This window comes from Sphingomonas sp. NIBR02145, assembly GCF_027359115.1.
Classification (GTDB): Bacteria; Pseudomonadota; Alphaproteobacteria; order Sphingomonadales; family Sphingomonadaceae; genus Sphingomonas; species Sphingomonas kyeonggiensis_A.
On sequence record NZ_CP114791.1, the window covers coordinates 1,051,060 to 1,064,228 of the forward strand.

The following is a 13,169-nucleotide window of genomic DNA, read 5'->3' on the forward strand; positions in this document are numbered from 1 at the left end:
AGCAATGTCTGAAGACAACACCGCGCGGGCGCGTGCCCGGGCGGAGGCGACCATTGGGCTCGCCGACCTGTTCACGATCGGTATCGGCCCGTCGAGCTCGCACACCGTCGGCCCGATGCGCGCCGCCGCGGCCTTTGCGGAAGCGGCGCTCGATCGCGGAACGCCGACCGCCGTCTCCTGCGAACTCTATGGCTCGCTCGCCCTTACCGGGCGCGGCCACGCGACCGATATCGCGACGATCCTCGGCCTTGCCGGCTACCAGCCCGAGAGCGTCGATCCCGACGCGGTGAACACGATCGTCGACACGATCCGCGCCGAGCAGCAGCTGGCGCTGGGCGGCCACGTCGTGGTGCCATTCGTCGAGGGCCGCCACCTGATCTTCCGCGACGACAAGTTCCTGCCGGCCCACCCGAACGGCATGCGCTTCGTGGCGCACTATCCCGAGGGCGAGCCTTGGGAGACCTTCTACTATTCGATCGGCGGCGGTGCGATCGTCGAGGGTGGCTGCGAGGCGCCGCAGACCAACGTCAAGTTGCCCTTCGCCTTCACCTCGGGCGCCGAGCTGCTCGCCGTGGCGGCCGCGCAGGACGCCAGCATCGCCGATATCGTCCGCGCCAACGAAGCCGCCTGGCGCGATGACGCCGAGACCGACGCGTTCCTCGACAGCCTGCGCGCCGCGATGTCGGCCTGTATCGATCGCGGCATGCGCGGGGAGGGGGAGCTGCCCGGCGGCCTCAAGGTCAAGCGCCGCGCCCGCGATCTTCACCAGCGGCTGATGGCGCGCGGACCGCGCAGCGATCCGTCGCTTGTGTTCGACTGGGTCAGCCTCTGGGCGCTCGCCGTGAACGAGGAGAACGCCGCCGGCGGCCGCGTCGTCACGGCGCCCACCAATGGCGCGGCGGGGGTGATCCCGGCGGTGTTGCGCTACTACGAGACCTTCTGCGCCAACCCCACGCCCGCGGGTTCGCGAACCTTCCTGCTGACCACCGCGGCGATCGGCTTCCTCTACAAGAAGCGCGCCTCGATCTCGGCAGCCGAGATGGGCTGCCAGGGCGAAGTCGGCGTCGCCTGCTCGATGGCTGCGGCCGGGCTGGCAGCGGCGCTCGGCGCCACCAACGCCCAGATCGAGAATGCGGCCGAGATCGGCATGGAGCATAATCTCGGCCTCACCTGCGATCCGATCGGCGGCCTCGTCCAGATCCCCTGTATCGAGCGCAACACGATGGGCGCGATCAAGGCGATCAACGCCGCCTATCTCGCCATGCATGGCGACGGCAGCCATGTCGTCAGCCTCGACGCGGTGATTGAGACGATGCGCCAGACCGGCGAGGACATGCGCTCCAAGTACAAGGAGACGGCCCAGGGCGGTCTGGCGGTGAACGTCGTCGCCTGCTGAGGCCGCTCAGTTCGGCCGGGGCGAGACGCGCAGCACGCGCCCGGTGCCGGTATCCTCGAGCACCCAGATCGCCCCGTCCGAGCCTTCGCGGACATCGCGGATGCGCGCGTGGAGCGGCAACCGGGCGACTTCGGCCGCGCTCGTCCCGTTGAACTTGACGAACACCAGCCCCTGCGACTGCAGGCCGCCCATGATCGCATAGCCGGCCCATTGCCGGAACATCTTGCCCGAATAGATGATCATGCCCGCCGGCGCGATCACCGGGTCCCAATAGGTCACCGGCGCCACATAGCCGTCGCCGGTCGCCGGCTTGGGGATCAGCCCGCCGTCATAATTGTTGCCCCAGGAGACTTTCGGCCAGCCATAATTGCCGCCGGGAACGATCAGGTTGAGCTCGTCGCCGCCCTTGGGACCCATTTCGTGCTGCCACTGGCGCCCGGCGGCATCGAACGCGATGCCATAGGGATTGCGATGCCCGAGCGTCCAGATCTCCGGCATCGCACCGGGCGTCTTCACAAAGGGATTGTCCGGCGGGATCGTGCCGTCGGCGAACAGCCGGATCGTCTTGCCCAGCGTATTGGACAGGTCCTGCGCCGGATCGAAGGTCGCGCGCTCGCCGGTGGTGATGAACAGATATTTGCCGTCCGGCGAGAAGGCGAGCTTGCCGCCGAACTGGCCGGCAGTGGTCGTCTTGGTCTGGCTCCAGATGGTCTTGAAATTCTCGAAGCGCGGCTCGCCATCGGTCGGCAACACCAGCTCCGCCGTCGCCACGGCGAGCCCTTCCGCTCCGTTGGTACCCGGCTCGTCGAAGCTGATGACCACCTTGTGCGACGTGGCGTAATCGGCGCTCAGTATGATGTCGAACGCGCGGAAACCCTTGGGCAGCCCGGCAAGCGGCGCGGAATAGGACCCGTTCTGGGCAACCAGCCGGATCCCGTCAAAGGCCTGGGTCACCAGGAGGCGCCCGTCGGGAATGAAGTTGATCGCCCAAGGATATTCGAAAGCCGCGATCGGCGCGATGTCGACGGTCACGCCGTCGCTGGTGGTGGCGGTTTCCTTGGGCACCGGCGTGGGGGTCGGAGTCGGCGTCGGGCTTACCGTCGGCGCCGGGGTCGGGCCGGCAACGCCCCCGCTGGGTCCGGAGCCGGTGCCGCCACCACCGCTGCAGGCGGCAAGCGCCATCACGCACGCGCAAGGGCCTGCGCCCAGACGCCACATCGAACCGATTTTCATGAAATCCCCCAAGAACGCTGAAACCCGGAGCCCAGCTCCGCAGCGGAAAAAGCATATAATTCAGCTATTATTCAAGGGAAGTTGCGACGATTTTCATTCGTCACGCGTCCAATTTCATCCGAAATGGTGTGGTTGACGCATGAAGGGCGCATGTCCGGGCACCACTGGCCGCCGCCGGGCCGCTGCGGTATCCGAAATGGCCGGCACATCCGGCGGGAGACATGCATGCGTATCGCGGTGTTCAACACCAAGTCCTATGACCGCCGCTTCCTGACCGAAGCGAACGCGGCATTCGGCCATGACCTGCATTTCCTCGAGCCCCGCCTCGAGCCCGCCACCGCATCGCTCGCCGCCGGGCACCAGGCGGTGTGCGTCTTCGTCAACGATGTCGTCGATGCCGAGGTGCTGGAAGTGCTGGCCGGGCAGGGGACGCGGCTGGTCGCGCTACGCTGTGCCGGGTTCAACAATGTCGATCTCGCCGCCGCGCATCGGCTCGGGATCGCCGTGGTCCGCGTGCCCGCCTATTCCCCCCATGCCGTTGCCGAGTTCACCATCGGGCTCCTGCTTGCGGTAGATCGCCATATCCCGCGCGCCTGGGCGCGGGTGCGCGACAATAATTTCGCGCTCGACGGCCTGATCGGCCGCAATCTCCACGGGCGCACCGTCGGCGTGATCGGCACCGGCAAGATCGGCGCGCTGGTCGCCCGCGGCCTCAGGCTCGGCTTTGGCTGCGAGGTGCTGGCCGCCGACCTCTATCCCGACCCCGAGCTGGAGCGCATCGGCGTCCGCTACCTTCCCCGCGACGAACTGCTGCGCACCGCCGAGATCGTCACCCTCCATTGCCCGCTCACCCCGGACACCCGCCACCTGATCGATACCGCGACGATCGACGCCGCCCGTGACGGCCTGATGATCGTCAACACCAGCCGCGGCGCACTGATCGATACCGCCGCGCTGATCGAGGGGCTCAAGTCCCGCAAGATCGGCGCCGTTGCGCTCGACGTCTATGAACAGGAAGCCGATCTGTTCTTCGAGGACCTGTCGAACGAGATCATCTCGGACGACCTTTTCCAGCGCCTGCTGACCTTCCCCAACGTGCTGGTTACCGGCCACCAGGCCTTCCTCACCGAGGAAGCGCTGGCCGCCATCGCCGAGACGACACTGCGCAGCGCCGCCGATGCCGAAGCGGGCAAGATGCTCCAGAACCGCGTCGATGCCGATCGGATCGCGGCTTCGAAGTGAGCAGGTCGACTTTCATCGCATAGCCATTCCCGGCAGGTTCCCGGCGCGGCTAGCCCGATTTCGGGCAGTCTTGCTCGTGTCGGGAGAGTTGGATGCGTTACCTGGCTGGTGTGGCCGCCATGGCCCTGTTCGCAGCGGCGCCCGCAAGCGCCGATGCCGTCGATGACTATGTCCGCACCCAGATGGAAGCCGGGCACATCCCCGGGATCGCCGTCGCCGTGGTCCGCAAGGGCAAGGTCGAGACGGTGCGCAGTTACGGGCTCGCCAATCTCGAATGGAACGCACCCGTGGGGCCGGACACGCGCTTCCAGACCGCGTCCGCCACCAAGATCTTCACCGGCATCGCGCTGATGCGGCTGGTCGAGGCCGGCAAGCTCCGCCTCGACGACACGCTTGATCGCTTCTTCCCCGATGCCCCCGCCAGCTGGCGCGAGATCACGATCCTCAACCTCGCCAGCCACAGCTCCGGCCTGTCCGAGAAGCTGCCCGAGCATAAGGACAACGTCGCGGACACGCTCGCAGCCGCGATGCAGGCGCCGCTGGCCTATGCGCCGGGCACCGAGAGCCGCTATGGCTTCACCGATTTCGTCGTGCTGCGCGCGGTGATGGAGAAGGTGGCGGGCAAGGACATCGCCGCGATCTTTCGCGACGAGATCTGCGTTCCGCTCGGCCTGAAGGACACCGGCTTCAACTTCGAGCGCCAGGGTGGACCGTTCCGCTCGTCGCTGCCGCTCCCGCACCGCGCCGCCATCCATGCCTGGCGCGACGGCGAGCAGCGGATGAGCAGCTTCGTCTATGGCGAGACCGGCTATGCCGCCGGTGGCCTGCACAGCTCGGCGCGCGATTTCGCCGCCCTGTTCGCCGCGCTCGATCGCGGGGAGCTGCTCAAGCCCGAAAGCCAGCAGCTGCTCGAGACGCCCCCCTTGCTCAAGACCGGCAAGCCCGCCGGCTTCGGCGTGGGCTGGACCGCCGGCACCTATCATGGCGTAAAGGTCGTCGGGCACAGCGGCGGCCCCGCGCTCGCCGACATCCTCCATGCCGATGCCGAAGGGCTGACGGTGATCGTCCTCACCAACCAGCAGCGTTACTATCCGCTGCTCGCGCGTGGCATCGCCGATTTCTACCTGCCCAGGCCGGCCGCGCCCAGGGCGATGCCGGATACGAAGCCCGAACTCACCGCGCTGATGCGCGAAGCGATGGCCGAAGCGGCGGCGGGCAAGCTCGATCGCAAGCGCTATGCCGAAAGCGCACTCAAGGGGCCGGTGCCGTTCCTCGAGGATTACGGCCAGCCGCTGCTCGCCGCGCTCGGCCCGGTCCAGCGCGTCACCCTGGTCGCGGATACGCCCGGCAAGGACGAGCATGTCCGCCTCTATGCGATCGCCTTCCAGAACCAGTCGATGACCTGGCGCTTCGGCATCGATGCCGCCGGCAGGATCACCGACCTCCACCCGCCTTCGGACGACTGACCGGGAGCTTTGCCATGACTCGCCATCCCCCCATTCTCGCCTTTGCCGCCTCGCTGCTGCTCGTTCAGGGCGCGGCCGTCGCGCAGGATGTGCCCCAGCCGCCGGCGCCCGCCGGGCCGCCCGCCGAGGATCCGGTCTGCACCAAGCTGCGCGCCGAAGTCGCCCAGGTCGAGCGCGACATGCAGGTCGAGAGCATCGGCATGACCAGGATGGCCGAGGACATGCGCAAGAAGATGCAGGCGCGATCCAAGGCTGCGCGTACCGGTGGCCTGCTCTCCAGCCTGGCGGGACTTATCCCCGGCGTCGGCACGGCGGTGTCGATGGGTGGCTCGCTGATGTCGAGCGCGGCGACCGCCGGCATGGGCAGCAACGGCATGTCCAAGGAGATGGATCAAGCGATGGACCGCCAGTTCGCGCTCAGCGAGCGGATGCTCACCGCGTCGCAGGCGCTGCACAATCGCTGCGGCGACAGCGGCTCCGGTCCGGACGCGCCGATGTCGCTCGAGGAACTCAAGGCCCTGCGCGCCGAGACCGCGAAGGTCGCGGCCGAAAACCCCGACTGAGGCGGTTGGCGCAGCCTTATCGTGCCTCTATCGTTCCCCCATTGAATGGAGGAACGGCGTGACGATCGATCTGTCGGACTATGAGAAGGGCGAGAAGCTCCACGGCAACTATGAAAAGGCGCTGGCCAAGGTCCAGAAGCGGCTGAGCCACATCCACTACGCCCATATCGTCCACCGCCGCCGCGCGATCGTCGCGTTCGAAGGGTGGGATGCGGCAGGGAAGGGCGGCATCATCCAGCGCCTCACCGCCGAATGGGACCCGCGCTACTACGAAGTCTGGCCGATTTCCGCGCCCACCCAGGAGGAGCTAGCCCATCATTTCCTCTGGCGCTTCTGGCGCCGGCTGCCCGCCCAGCACAATATCGCGATCTTCGACCGTACCTGGTACGGCCGCGTCCTGGTCGAGCGGGTCGAGGGCTTTGCCGGCAAGGCCGAGTGGGAACGCGGCTATGCCGAGATCAACGATTTCGAGGCCCAGCAGGTCACGGCCGGCACCACCCTCGTGAAGGTCTTCGTCCACGTCACCCAGAAGACCCAGGACAAGCGGCTCAAGGACCGGCTCGAACATCCCTGGAAGCGCTGGAAGACCGGGCTCGACGATTATCGCAACCGGGCGAAGCGCCCCGACTATCTCGAGGCGATGCACGAGATGTTCAAGCGCACCAACACCGAGCATGCGCCCTGGATCGTGATCGACGGGAACGACAAGAAGTCCGCCCGCATCACCGCGCTCACCGCGATCGCCGATGCGCTGGAAAAGCATGTGCCGATGACCCCGCCCGAGCTCGATCCCGAGGTGGAGAAGGTCGCAAAGAAGGCGCTCGACCTTTGATCCGGTCGCGGCAAAGTTGAGTTTCGTCGCAAGGAAATCGCGTTCCGCGCCGAAGTGGTTTGTTCAAGCAACACACTTCACAGGTTCGGAACCCCGATGCGCACCCTTGCCGCCGCTGCCCTGCTTCTGCTCGCCGCTCCCGTCTCGGCGGCACCCGATGACCTCACGCCGGCCGCGGCCACCCGCGCGGTCGATGCGCTGATCACCGGGCTCGACACCTATTCCTATCCCGATGTCGGCACGCGCATCCAGGCGCTCCTCCGCAAGGAACGGGGCCGCCTGATCGCGATCCGCGACCGTGAGGCCCTGGTCACGCGGGTCAACGCGCTCCTCGCCGAGAGCCACGACCTGCATCTCAAGATCAGGATCAACACGATCACGCCGGATCGCACGCCGGTCCCGAATGAAGCCGCGCTGCTCGAGAAGCATATCGCTCACGGGCTGATGGGCGTGCGCCGCCTGCCGGGCAATATCGGCTATCTCAAGCTGCGCTACTTCGCCCAGGACGCCGATGGCGCGGTGATGATCGATCGCGCGATGGAGATGCTCCGCGACACCAACGCGCTGATCATCGACCTGCGCGAGAATACCGGCGGCGGCGGTACCACGGATTCGCGCCTGCTCGGCCATCTCTCGGCCACCCCGATCCCGATGGCGAAGATCACCTGGCGCAACCGGGACGGCACCACCGAAGTCGAGCAGCGCCACGCCGATATCCCGGCCGGCGGCTCGCTCTATCTCGACAAGCCGGTGTTCGTGCTCACCGCCAACCGCACCTTCTCGGCGGCGGAGGGCTTCGCCTATGACCTTCAGGCCGCCCACCGCGCCGTGCTGGTCGGCGAGCCCACCCGCGGCGGCGCCAATCCGCAGAACCGCCCGGTCGAGCTCGGTGCCGGCATGAGCGCCTTCGTCCCCAACGGCCGGGTCGAGCATCCGACCACCCATGACAATTGGGAAGGCAAGGGCGTCCAGCCCGATATCCGCACCGAGCCGCGCGCCGCACTGGTCGAGGCCTATCGCCGTGCGCTCGCCGCCGCGAAGCCACTGGTCGCTACGCCCAAGTCCGAACAGGAGCGCGCCGACGCGATCGCCGATCCGGAAGGCACGCTGAAGACCGACGCCGGGCTCTGACCACCCCAGCCATTTGACCCTGCGCAAGGCGAGGTGGGACAGGGCGGGGCAGAGTCATGCCATGACCCGCATCCTCTTGCTCGATGGCCATCCGGACCCCGATCCCGCCCGCTACGGCCATGCGCTGGTCGATGCCTATGCCGAGGGGGCGGTAGGCGCGGCGCACGAAGTCCGCCGCGTCCGCATCGCCGATCTCGATTTCCCGGTCCTGCGCACCCAGGCCGAATATCGCGAGGAGCCGGTCCTCCCGGTGATCGAGGCGATCCAGCGCGACCTGCTCTGGACCGAGCATGTCGCGATCTTCTATCCGCTCTGGCTCGGCGACGTGCCGGCGTGGTTCAAGGCGTTCCTCGAACAGTTGCTCCGCCCCGATTTCGCCTTCCGCTATGTCAAGCAGGGCTTTCCCGAGCCGCTGCTCCAGGGCCGCTCGGCGCGCGTGGTGGTGACGATGCAGACGCCCGCGCCGGTCTATAGCTGGCTCTACCGCGCCCACAGCCTCAAGAGCCTGGAGCGCAACATCCTGCGCTTCTGCGGGCTCGGCCCGGTCCGGCACAAGATCATCGGCAGCGTCGATGGCGGCTGGACCCCGCGCAAACGCTATCTGGAGGAAGTCGCCGAACTCGGCGCCGCCGCGCGTTAGGCCGGCGCGAACTCGCCGTCGTCGCCCATCACGTGCAGCACGCCGTCCGCGATCGCGAAATAGGCGCCGTGGATCTTCAGCCGTCCCTCGGCCAGCCGCTTGCTGACGAAGGGGAAGGTGGTGAGGTTGGTCAGCGACACCCGCACCGTCTCCAGCTCGAGCGCGCGCACCGCCTCGGGCCCGGTGCCATATTTGGCGACGACCTGCTCGCGCGCCGCATCGAGCATGTCGACCCAGTGGGCGATGAACCCGCCTTCACCGTTCGCCGCGCCCTTGAAGCGCTGCGACAGCGCCGCGCCGACACCGCCGCACGCGCCATGGCCGAGCACCAGGATCTCGGGCACCTCGAGCTGGTTCACCGCGAACTCCAGCGCGGCCGACACGCCGTGGCGGCTCGCATCATCCTCGAACGGCGGCACCAGGTTGGCGACGTTGCGCACCACGAAGATCTCGCCGGGCACGGTATCGAAGATCTGCGCCGGATCGACCCGGCTGTCCGAACAGGCGATCACCATCACCCGCGGGCTCTGGCCTTCGCTCAACCCCGACCAGCGGTCGCGATGCCGCCGATATTCGCTGGTCCGGAAGCGCTGATAGCCGTCGAGCAGGTCGGTGAAGTCGGTCATGGCGGATGCCCTAGCGTCCGCTTTTCCGACTGCCAAGGTTTGTATCGAAGTGTTGCGGAGGCCACAGCTTGACGAAAGTGCAACCAGGGCTGGAAACGCCGGCCCAGCCGCTCTATCTGGCCCCCATGAACGATCTCTCCGCAGCACCGCGTCCCGAGCGTCAGCGCAAGCCCGACTGGATCCGCGTAAAGGCTCCGACCTCGGAAGGTTTCGCGAAAACCCGGGCGCTGATGCGCTCGAAGAACCTCGTCACCGTTTGCGAGGAAGCGGCCTGTCCGAACATCGGCGAGTGCTGGACGAAGAAACACGCCACGGTGATGATCCTGGGCGACGTCTGCACGCGCGCCTGCCGCTTCTGCAACGTCAAGACCGGCATGCCGCGCAAGGTCGATCCGCTGGAGCCGCAGCACGTCGCGGAAGCCGCCGCGCAGATGGGCCTCGAGCACATCGTCATCACCTCGGTCGATCGTGACGATCTGCCCGACGGCGGCGCCAGCCAGTTCGTCAAGGTGATCGAGGAGATCCGCAAGGCCAACCCGACCACCACGATCGAGATCCTGACGCCGGACTTCCGCAACAAGCATGAAGCCGCGATCGAAGCGATCGTCGCTGCCCGCCCGGACGTCTACAACCACAACCTGGAGACCGTCCCGAGGCTCTACCCGACGATCCGCCCGGGCGCGCGCTATTATGCGTCGCTGCGCCTGCTGGAGACGGTCAAGCGCCTCGACCCGACGATCTTCACCAAGTCTGGCATCATGCTCGGCCTGGGCGAGCAGCGCCTGGAGGTCCACCAGGTGATGGACGACATGCGCTCGGCCGACATCGATTTCCTGACGATGGGCCAGTATCTCCAGCCCACACCGCGCCACGCCAAGGTCGAGGAGTTCGTCACCCCCGCCGCCTTCCAGGCCTATGGCGCGATCGGCCGGGCCAAGGGCTTCCTCCAGGTCGCCTCCTCGCCGCTGACCCGCTCGAGCTATCACGCCGGCGAGGACTTCGCCGAGATGAAGGCCGCGCGCGAGGCGAAGCTGGCGAAGGGGGCCAAGTGAAATTTCTCCCCGGAGCGGGGAGGGTATTCCACCATCGTCATCCCCGCGAAGGCGGGGATCCATTCATCCTGAAATCGGGATAGATGGGCGACGGCACCGCCAATGGATTCCCGCCTTCGCGGGAATGACGGCAATAGGAAGCGTTTCGAACCAGAAGAGACAATGCCCAAGCATTCCGAAACCCGCCCGCTGCCCTACACGCCGGAGCAGATGTTCGACCTCGTCGCCGACGTCGCCAGATATCCGGAATTCCTGCCCTGGGTCAGCGCGATCCGTGTCCGCTCGAACAGCGATACGCAGATGCTCGCGGACATGATCGTCGGCTTCAAGGGCCTGCGCGAGACCTTCACCTCGCGCGTCACCAAGGCGCGCCCGGCCAGCCTGCACATCGAATATGTCGATGGCCCGCTCAAGCACCTCAACAATGACTGGGGCTTCCGCAGCGACGGGCAGGGGGGCTGCCTGGTCGATTTCACCGTCGACTTCGCCTTCAAGAACCGCGTGTTCGAGATGCTCGCCGGCCAGATGTTCGACCGGGCGCTGCGCAAGATGATCAACGCGTTCGAGGAACGCGCTGCCCGGCTCTACGGCGATTCGACGTCGGCTTCGTCCGCCTCGGGCGCCGCGGCACCCGGCATCAGCAGCTCGAGCGCGCACAACGCCGCCTGAAGGCGGATGCCGGCACGGCCGTTATTCTCGAAATGGCGGGCATCCGCGACGATGTGATCGGGATCGGCGTTGCGCACCGCCTGGGCGAACACCACCGTGCCCACCGGCTTCTTTTCGCTGCCGCCATCGGGGCCGGCGATCCCGGTGATCGCCACCGCGACATCGGCATGGGTGCGGGCGAGGGCGCCCTGCGCCATGCTCCAGGCGACCGCGATCGAGACCGAGCCGAAGGTCTCCAGCACGTCGCTGCCGACCTTGAGCACATCGTGCTTGGCTTCGTTCGAATAGGTGACGAACCCGGCGTCGAAGACGTCGGAGGAGCCGGGGATCTCGGTGAGCGCGGCCGAGACGAGGCCGCCCGTGCAGCTCTCGGCCACGGCGACGCGGCGCCCGGCTGCGCGATTGGCTTCAAGCACCTTGCGCGCTGCGGCGACCAGCTCCGGCGGGAGAATCGTGTCCATAGGGCGGGGCATGTGCCACCGTAATGTTGCCGACGCGAGTCAGTTCGTTCCCTGAGGCGGCGGGGAGAGTGTCCCACGCCCCCAATGCTCGGCAGTTCCCCGGCGAAGGCCGGGGCCCAGGGTTTCTCTGCCGTTTCGCTTGTGACCCTGGGCCCCGGCTTTCGCCGGGGAGCCGCAAGACCATCACTCAGGCAGGCACCCGCACCGTCGCCACCGCCTGCGCGGCCATGCCCTCGCCGCGCCCGGTGAACCCCAGCCGCTCGGTGGTCGTCGCCTTCACGCTCACTTCGGACACCCGCAGCCCCAGGATCGCGGCAATACTCGCCCGGATCGCCTCGCGGTGCGGGCCCACCTTGGGCGCCTCGCAGATGATCGTGACGTCGACGAAATCGATCACGCCACCCTCGGCCGCCACCAGGCCCGCCGCATGCTGGAGGAACTGCGCCGAGGCCGCCCCGCGCCATTTCGGGTCGCTCGGCGGGAAGTGCATGCCGATATCGCCCGCGCCGATCGTGCCGAGCAGCGCGTCGGTGATCGCGTGCAGCACCACATCGGCGTCGCTATGCCCGGAAAGCCCGCGCGAATAGGGCACCTTCACCCCGCCCAGCCAGAGCTCCTCGCCCTCGGCGAAGCGGTGCACGTCATAGCCGGTCGCGGTCCGTACCCGCATCGAAGCCCCGAACCGCGCCTCGGCGGCGGCGAAATCATTGGGGTGGGTGATCTTCTCGAGCATCGTGCTCCCTTCCACGACTGCAACCGTCTTGCCGAGTGCGCGCACCATCTGCGCGTCATCGGTCGCTTCCTGATCCGGCGGCCACGCCGCATGCGCCTCGGCGATATCGGCCCCGCGAAACGCCTGTGGCGTCTGCACCCGCACCAGCCCTTCGCGCGGAACAGACGCTCCGGACGCGGAAACAAGCGTATCCGCCACCGGCAGGCCCGGAATGGCTCCGGCATGATCGTCCAGCGCCGCCAGCAGTCGGTCGATAACGGCGTGCGACAGGAAGGGACGGGCGGCATCGTGGATCAGCACGCGGTCCGCATCCCCCGCCAGCACCAGACCGTTCTGTACGCTTTCCCGCCGCGTCGCCCCGCCGATCGCAAGGGGCACATCCCCCAGCACCGCGTGCAGCGCCGATTCCTGGCCTTCGCCAACAACTACGACCACAGCGTCCACTTCAGGATGGGACGTCAAGGCGTCGAAGCTGTGCCGGAGCATCGGCTTGCCGGCCAGCGGCGCGAACTGCTTGGGCACGCTCCCCCCGGCCCGGGTACCGCTCCCGGCGGCGACGATAATGGCGACAGTCCTCATCGCCAGTCGCCTAGCGTATGCCCCGTAGCGCTGCCACCATTTGATTTCCCCAACTACGCGCATAGTATCTGCCGGCATTGGAGGCCCGCATGCTCATCCTCACCTTGCCCGCACTCCTCGCCCAACAGGATGTCCCCGAGCAGGACTATGGGCGGAGCGAGATGATCTCGACCGGCGCGAGCCCCCTTCACTCCGAAAGCTGGATCACCGATCACGACTATCCAGCGGAAATCCGCCGAAAGCTCGGGCGCCGAAGCGTCAAGGTGGCCCTGGCCGTCGGCGAGCAGGGGCAGGTGGGGGGATGCAAGGTTGCCAGGTCCAGCGGATCGCGATGGCTTGATCGCGAGACCTGCAGGCTGCTGCTGAAGCGCGCCGTGTTCACGCCCGCCATCACGCCGATGGGCAATCTTGCCACGGAGTTTCGCATGATCATCCATTGGCCGCCAAAACCAGGCGAGCCTGAATAGCCTTCCAATGTAGGAAATCCTCCGGCAGCCTCGAAGCTCAGCCGGTTCCCGCCGGCCGCTCTTTGAACTGTCGATACGC

At 67.3% G+C, this 13,169-nt stretch carries 14 protein-coding genes; 10 read left to right on the forward strand and 4 right to left on the reverse strand.

Translation table 11 applies throughout. The features are described 5' to 3' along the window. The first annotated feature begins 4 nt into the window (after window positions 1-4). Window positions 5-1,396, forward strand: coding sequence for an L-serine ammonia-lyase (locus O3305_RS04940; RefSeq protein ID WP_269575394.1), 1,392 nt, complete (start codon window positions 5-7; stop codon window positions 1,394-1,396). Between the two features lie 6 nt (window positions 1,397-1,402). Here O3305_RS04940 and O3305_RS04945 read toward each other — a convergent pair whose 3' ends face one another. Further along, window positions 1,403-2,578, reverse strand: a complete 1,176-nt coding sequence (locus tag O3305_RS04945) for a PQQ-dependent sugar dehydrogenase (RefSeq protein WP_269575395.1) — start codon at window positions 2,576-2,578, stop codon at window positions 1,403-1,405. 276 nt (window positions 2,579-2,854) lie between these two features. Between O3305_RS04945 and O3305_RS04950 the strand changes: the two genes are divergently transcribed. The 6 genes from O3305_RS04950 to O3305_RS04975 all read left to right on the forward strand — a co-directional run bounded on the left by O3305_RS04950 (window position 2,855) and on the right by O3305_RS04975 (window position 8,503). Further along, window positions 2,855-3,871 carry a 2-hydroxyacid dehydrogenase gene (locus O3305_RS04950; RefSeq protein ID WP_269575396.1) on the forward strand — a complete coding sequence of 339 codons (1,017 nt, stop codon included), beginning with the start codon at window positions 2,855-2,857 and terminating at the stop codon, window positions 3,869-3,871. A 92-nt stretch (window positions 3,872-3,963) separates the two neighbouring features. Continuing rightward, entirely contained in the window at window positions 3,964-5,337 is a 1,374-nt protein-coding gene (locus O3305_RS04955; protein ID WP_269575397.1) for a serine hydrolase domain-containing protein, read from the forward strand. 14 nt (window positions 5,338-5,351) lie between these two features. Continuing rightward, window positions 5,352-5,900: a hypothetical protein gene (locus O3305_RS04960; protein WP_269575398.1), complete on the forward strand. Its 549-nt coding sequence runs from the start codon at window positions 5,352-5,354 to the stop codon at window positions 5,898-5,900. A gap of 58 nt (window positions 5,901-5,958) precedes the next feature. After that, the gene (locus tag O3305_RS04965) at window positions 5,959-6,732 is read left to right on the forward strand and encodes a polyphosphate kinase 2 family protein (RefSeq protein WP_269575399.1); all 774 of its coding nucleotides are present in this window, start codon (window positions 5,959-5,961) and stop codon (window positions 6,730-6,732) included. 96 nt (window positions 6,733-6,828) lie between these two features. Beyond that, complete coding sequence (locus O3305_RS04970) at window positions 6,829-7,863, forward strand: S41 family peptidase (RefSeq protein ID WP_269575400.1); 1,035 nt, start codon at window positions 6,829-6,831, stop codon at window positions 7,861-7,863. Between the two features lie 61 nt (window positions 7,864-7,924). Next, on the forward strand, window positions 7,925-8,503 hold the full coding sequence (locus O3305_RS04975; RefSeq protein WP_269575401.1) for an NAD(P)H-dependent oxidoreductase: 579 nt from the start codon (window positions 7,925-7,927) through the stop codon (window positions 8,501-8,503). On the opposite strand, the gene O3305_RS04980 is transcribed toward O3305_RS04975, so the two are convergent. Further along, window positions 8,500-9,129, reverse strand: coding sequence for a carbonic anhydrase (locus tag O3305_RS04980; protein ID WP_184165958.1), 630 nt, complete (start codon window positions 9,127-9,129; stop codon window positions 8,500-8,502). The two genes, O3305_RS04975 and O3305_RS04980, sit on opposite strands and share 4 nt — an antisense overlap. Before the next feature lie 125 nt (window positions 9,130-9,254). On the opposite strand from O3305_RS04980, the gene lipA reads away from it, so the two are divergent. Continuing rightward, entirely contained in the window at window positions 9,255-10,181 is a 927-nt protein-coding gene (gene lipA, locus O3305_RS04985; protein ID WP_269575402.1) for a lipoyl synthase, read from the forward strand. A gap of 162 nt (window positions 10,182-10,343) precedes the next feature. Continuing rightward, the gene (locus O3305_RS04990; protein WP_184165952.1) at window positions 10,344-10,850 is read left to right on the forward strand and encodes a type II toxin-antitoxin system RatA family toxin; all 507 of its coding nucleotides are present in this window, start codon (window positions 10,344-10,346) and stop codon (window positions 10,848-10,850) included. Here the strand turns inward: O3305_RS04990 and O3305_RS04995 are convergent. Further along, the gene (locus O3305_RS04995) at window positions 10,766-11,311 is read right to left on the reverse strand and encodes a CinA family protein (RefSeq protein WP_260396040.1); all 546 of its coding nucleotides are present in this window, start codon (window positions 11,309-11,311) and stop codon (window positions 10,766-10,768) included. The two genes, O3305_RS04990 and O3305_RS04995, sit on opposite strands and share 85 nt — an antisense overlap. 187 nt (window positions 11,312-11,498) lie before the next feature. Beyond that, complete coding sequence (locus tag O3305_RS05000) at window positions 11,499-12,623, reverse strand: bifunctional 2-C-methyl-D-erythritol 4-phosphate cytidylyltransferase/2-C-methyl-D-erythritol 2,4-cyclodiphosphate synthase (RefSeq protein ID WP_269575403.1); 1,125 nt, start codon at window positions 12,621-12,623, stop codon at window positions 11,499-11,501. Between the two features lie 89 nt (window positions 12,624-12,712). Between O3305_RS05000 and O3305_RS05005 the strand changes: the two genes are divergently transcribed. Continuing rightward, on the forward strand, window positions 12,713-13,090 hold the full coding sequence (locus O3305_RS05005; RefSeq protein ID WP_269575404.1) for a TonB family protein: 378 nt from the start codon (window positions 12,713-12,715) through the stop codon (window positions 13,088-13,090). The last annotated feature ends 79 nt before the right edge of the window (window positions 13,091-13,169 follow it).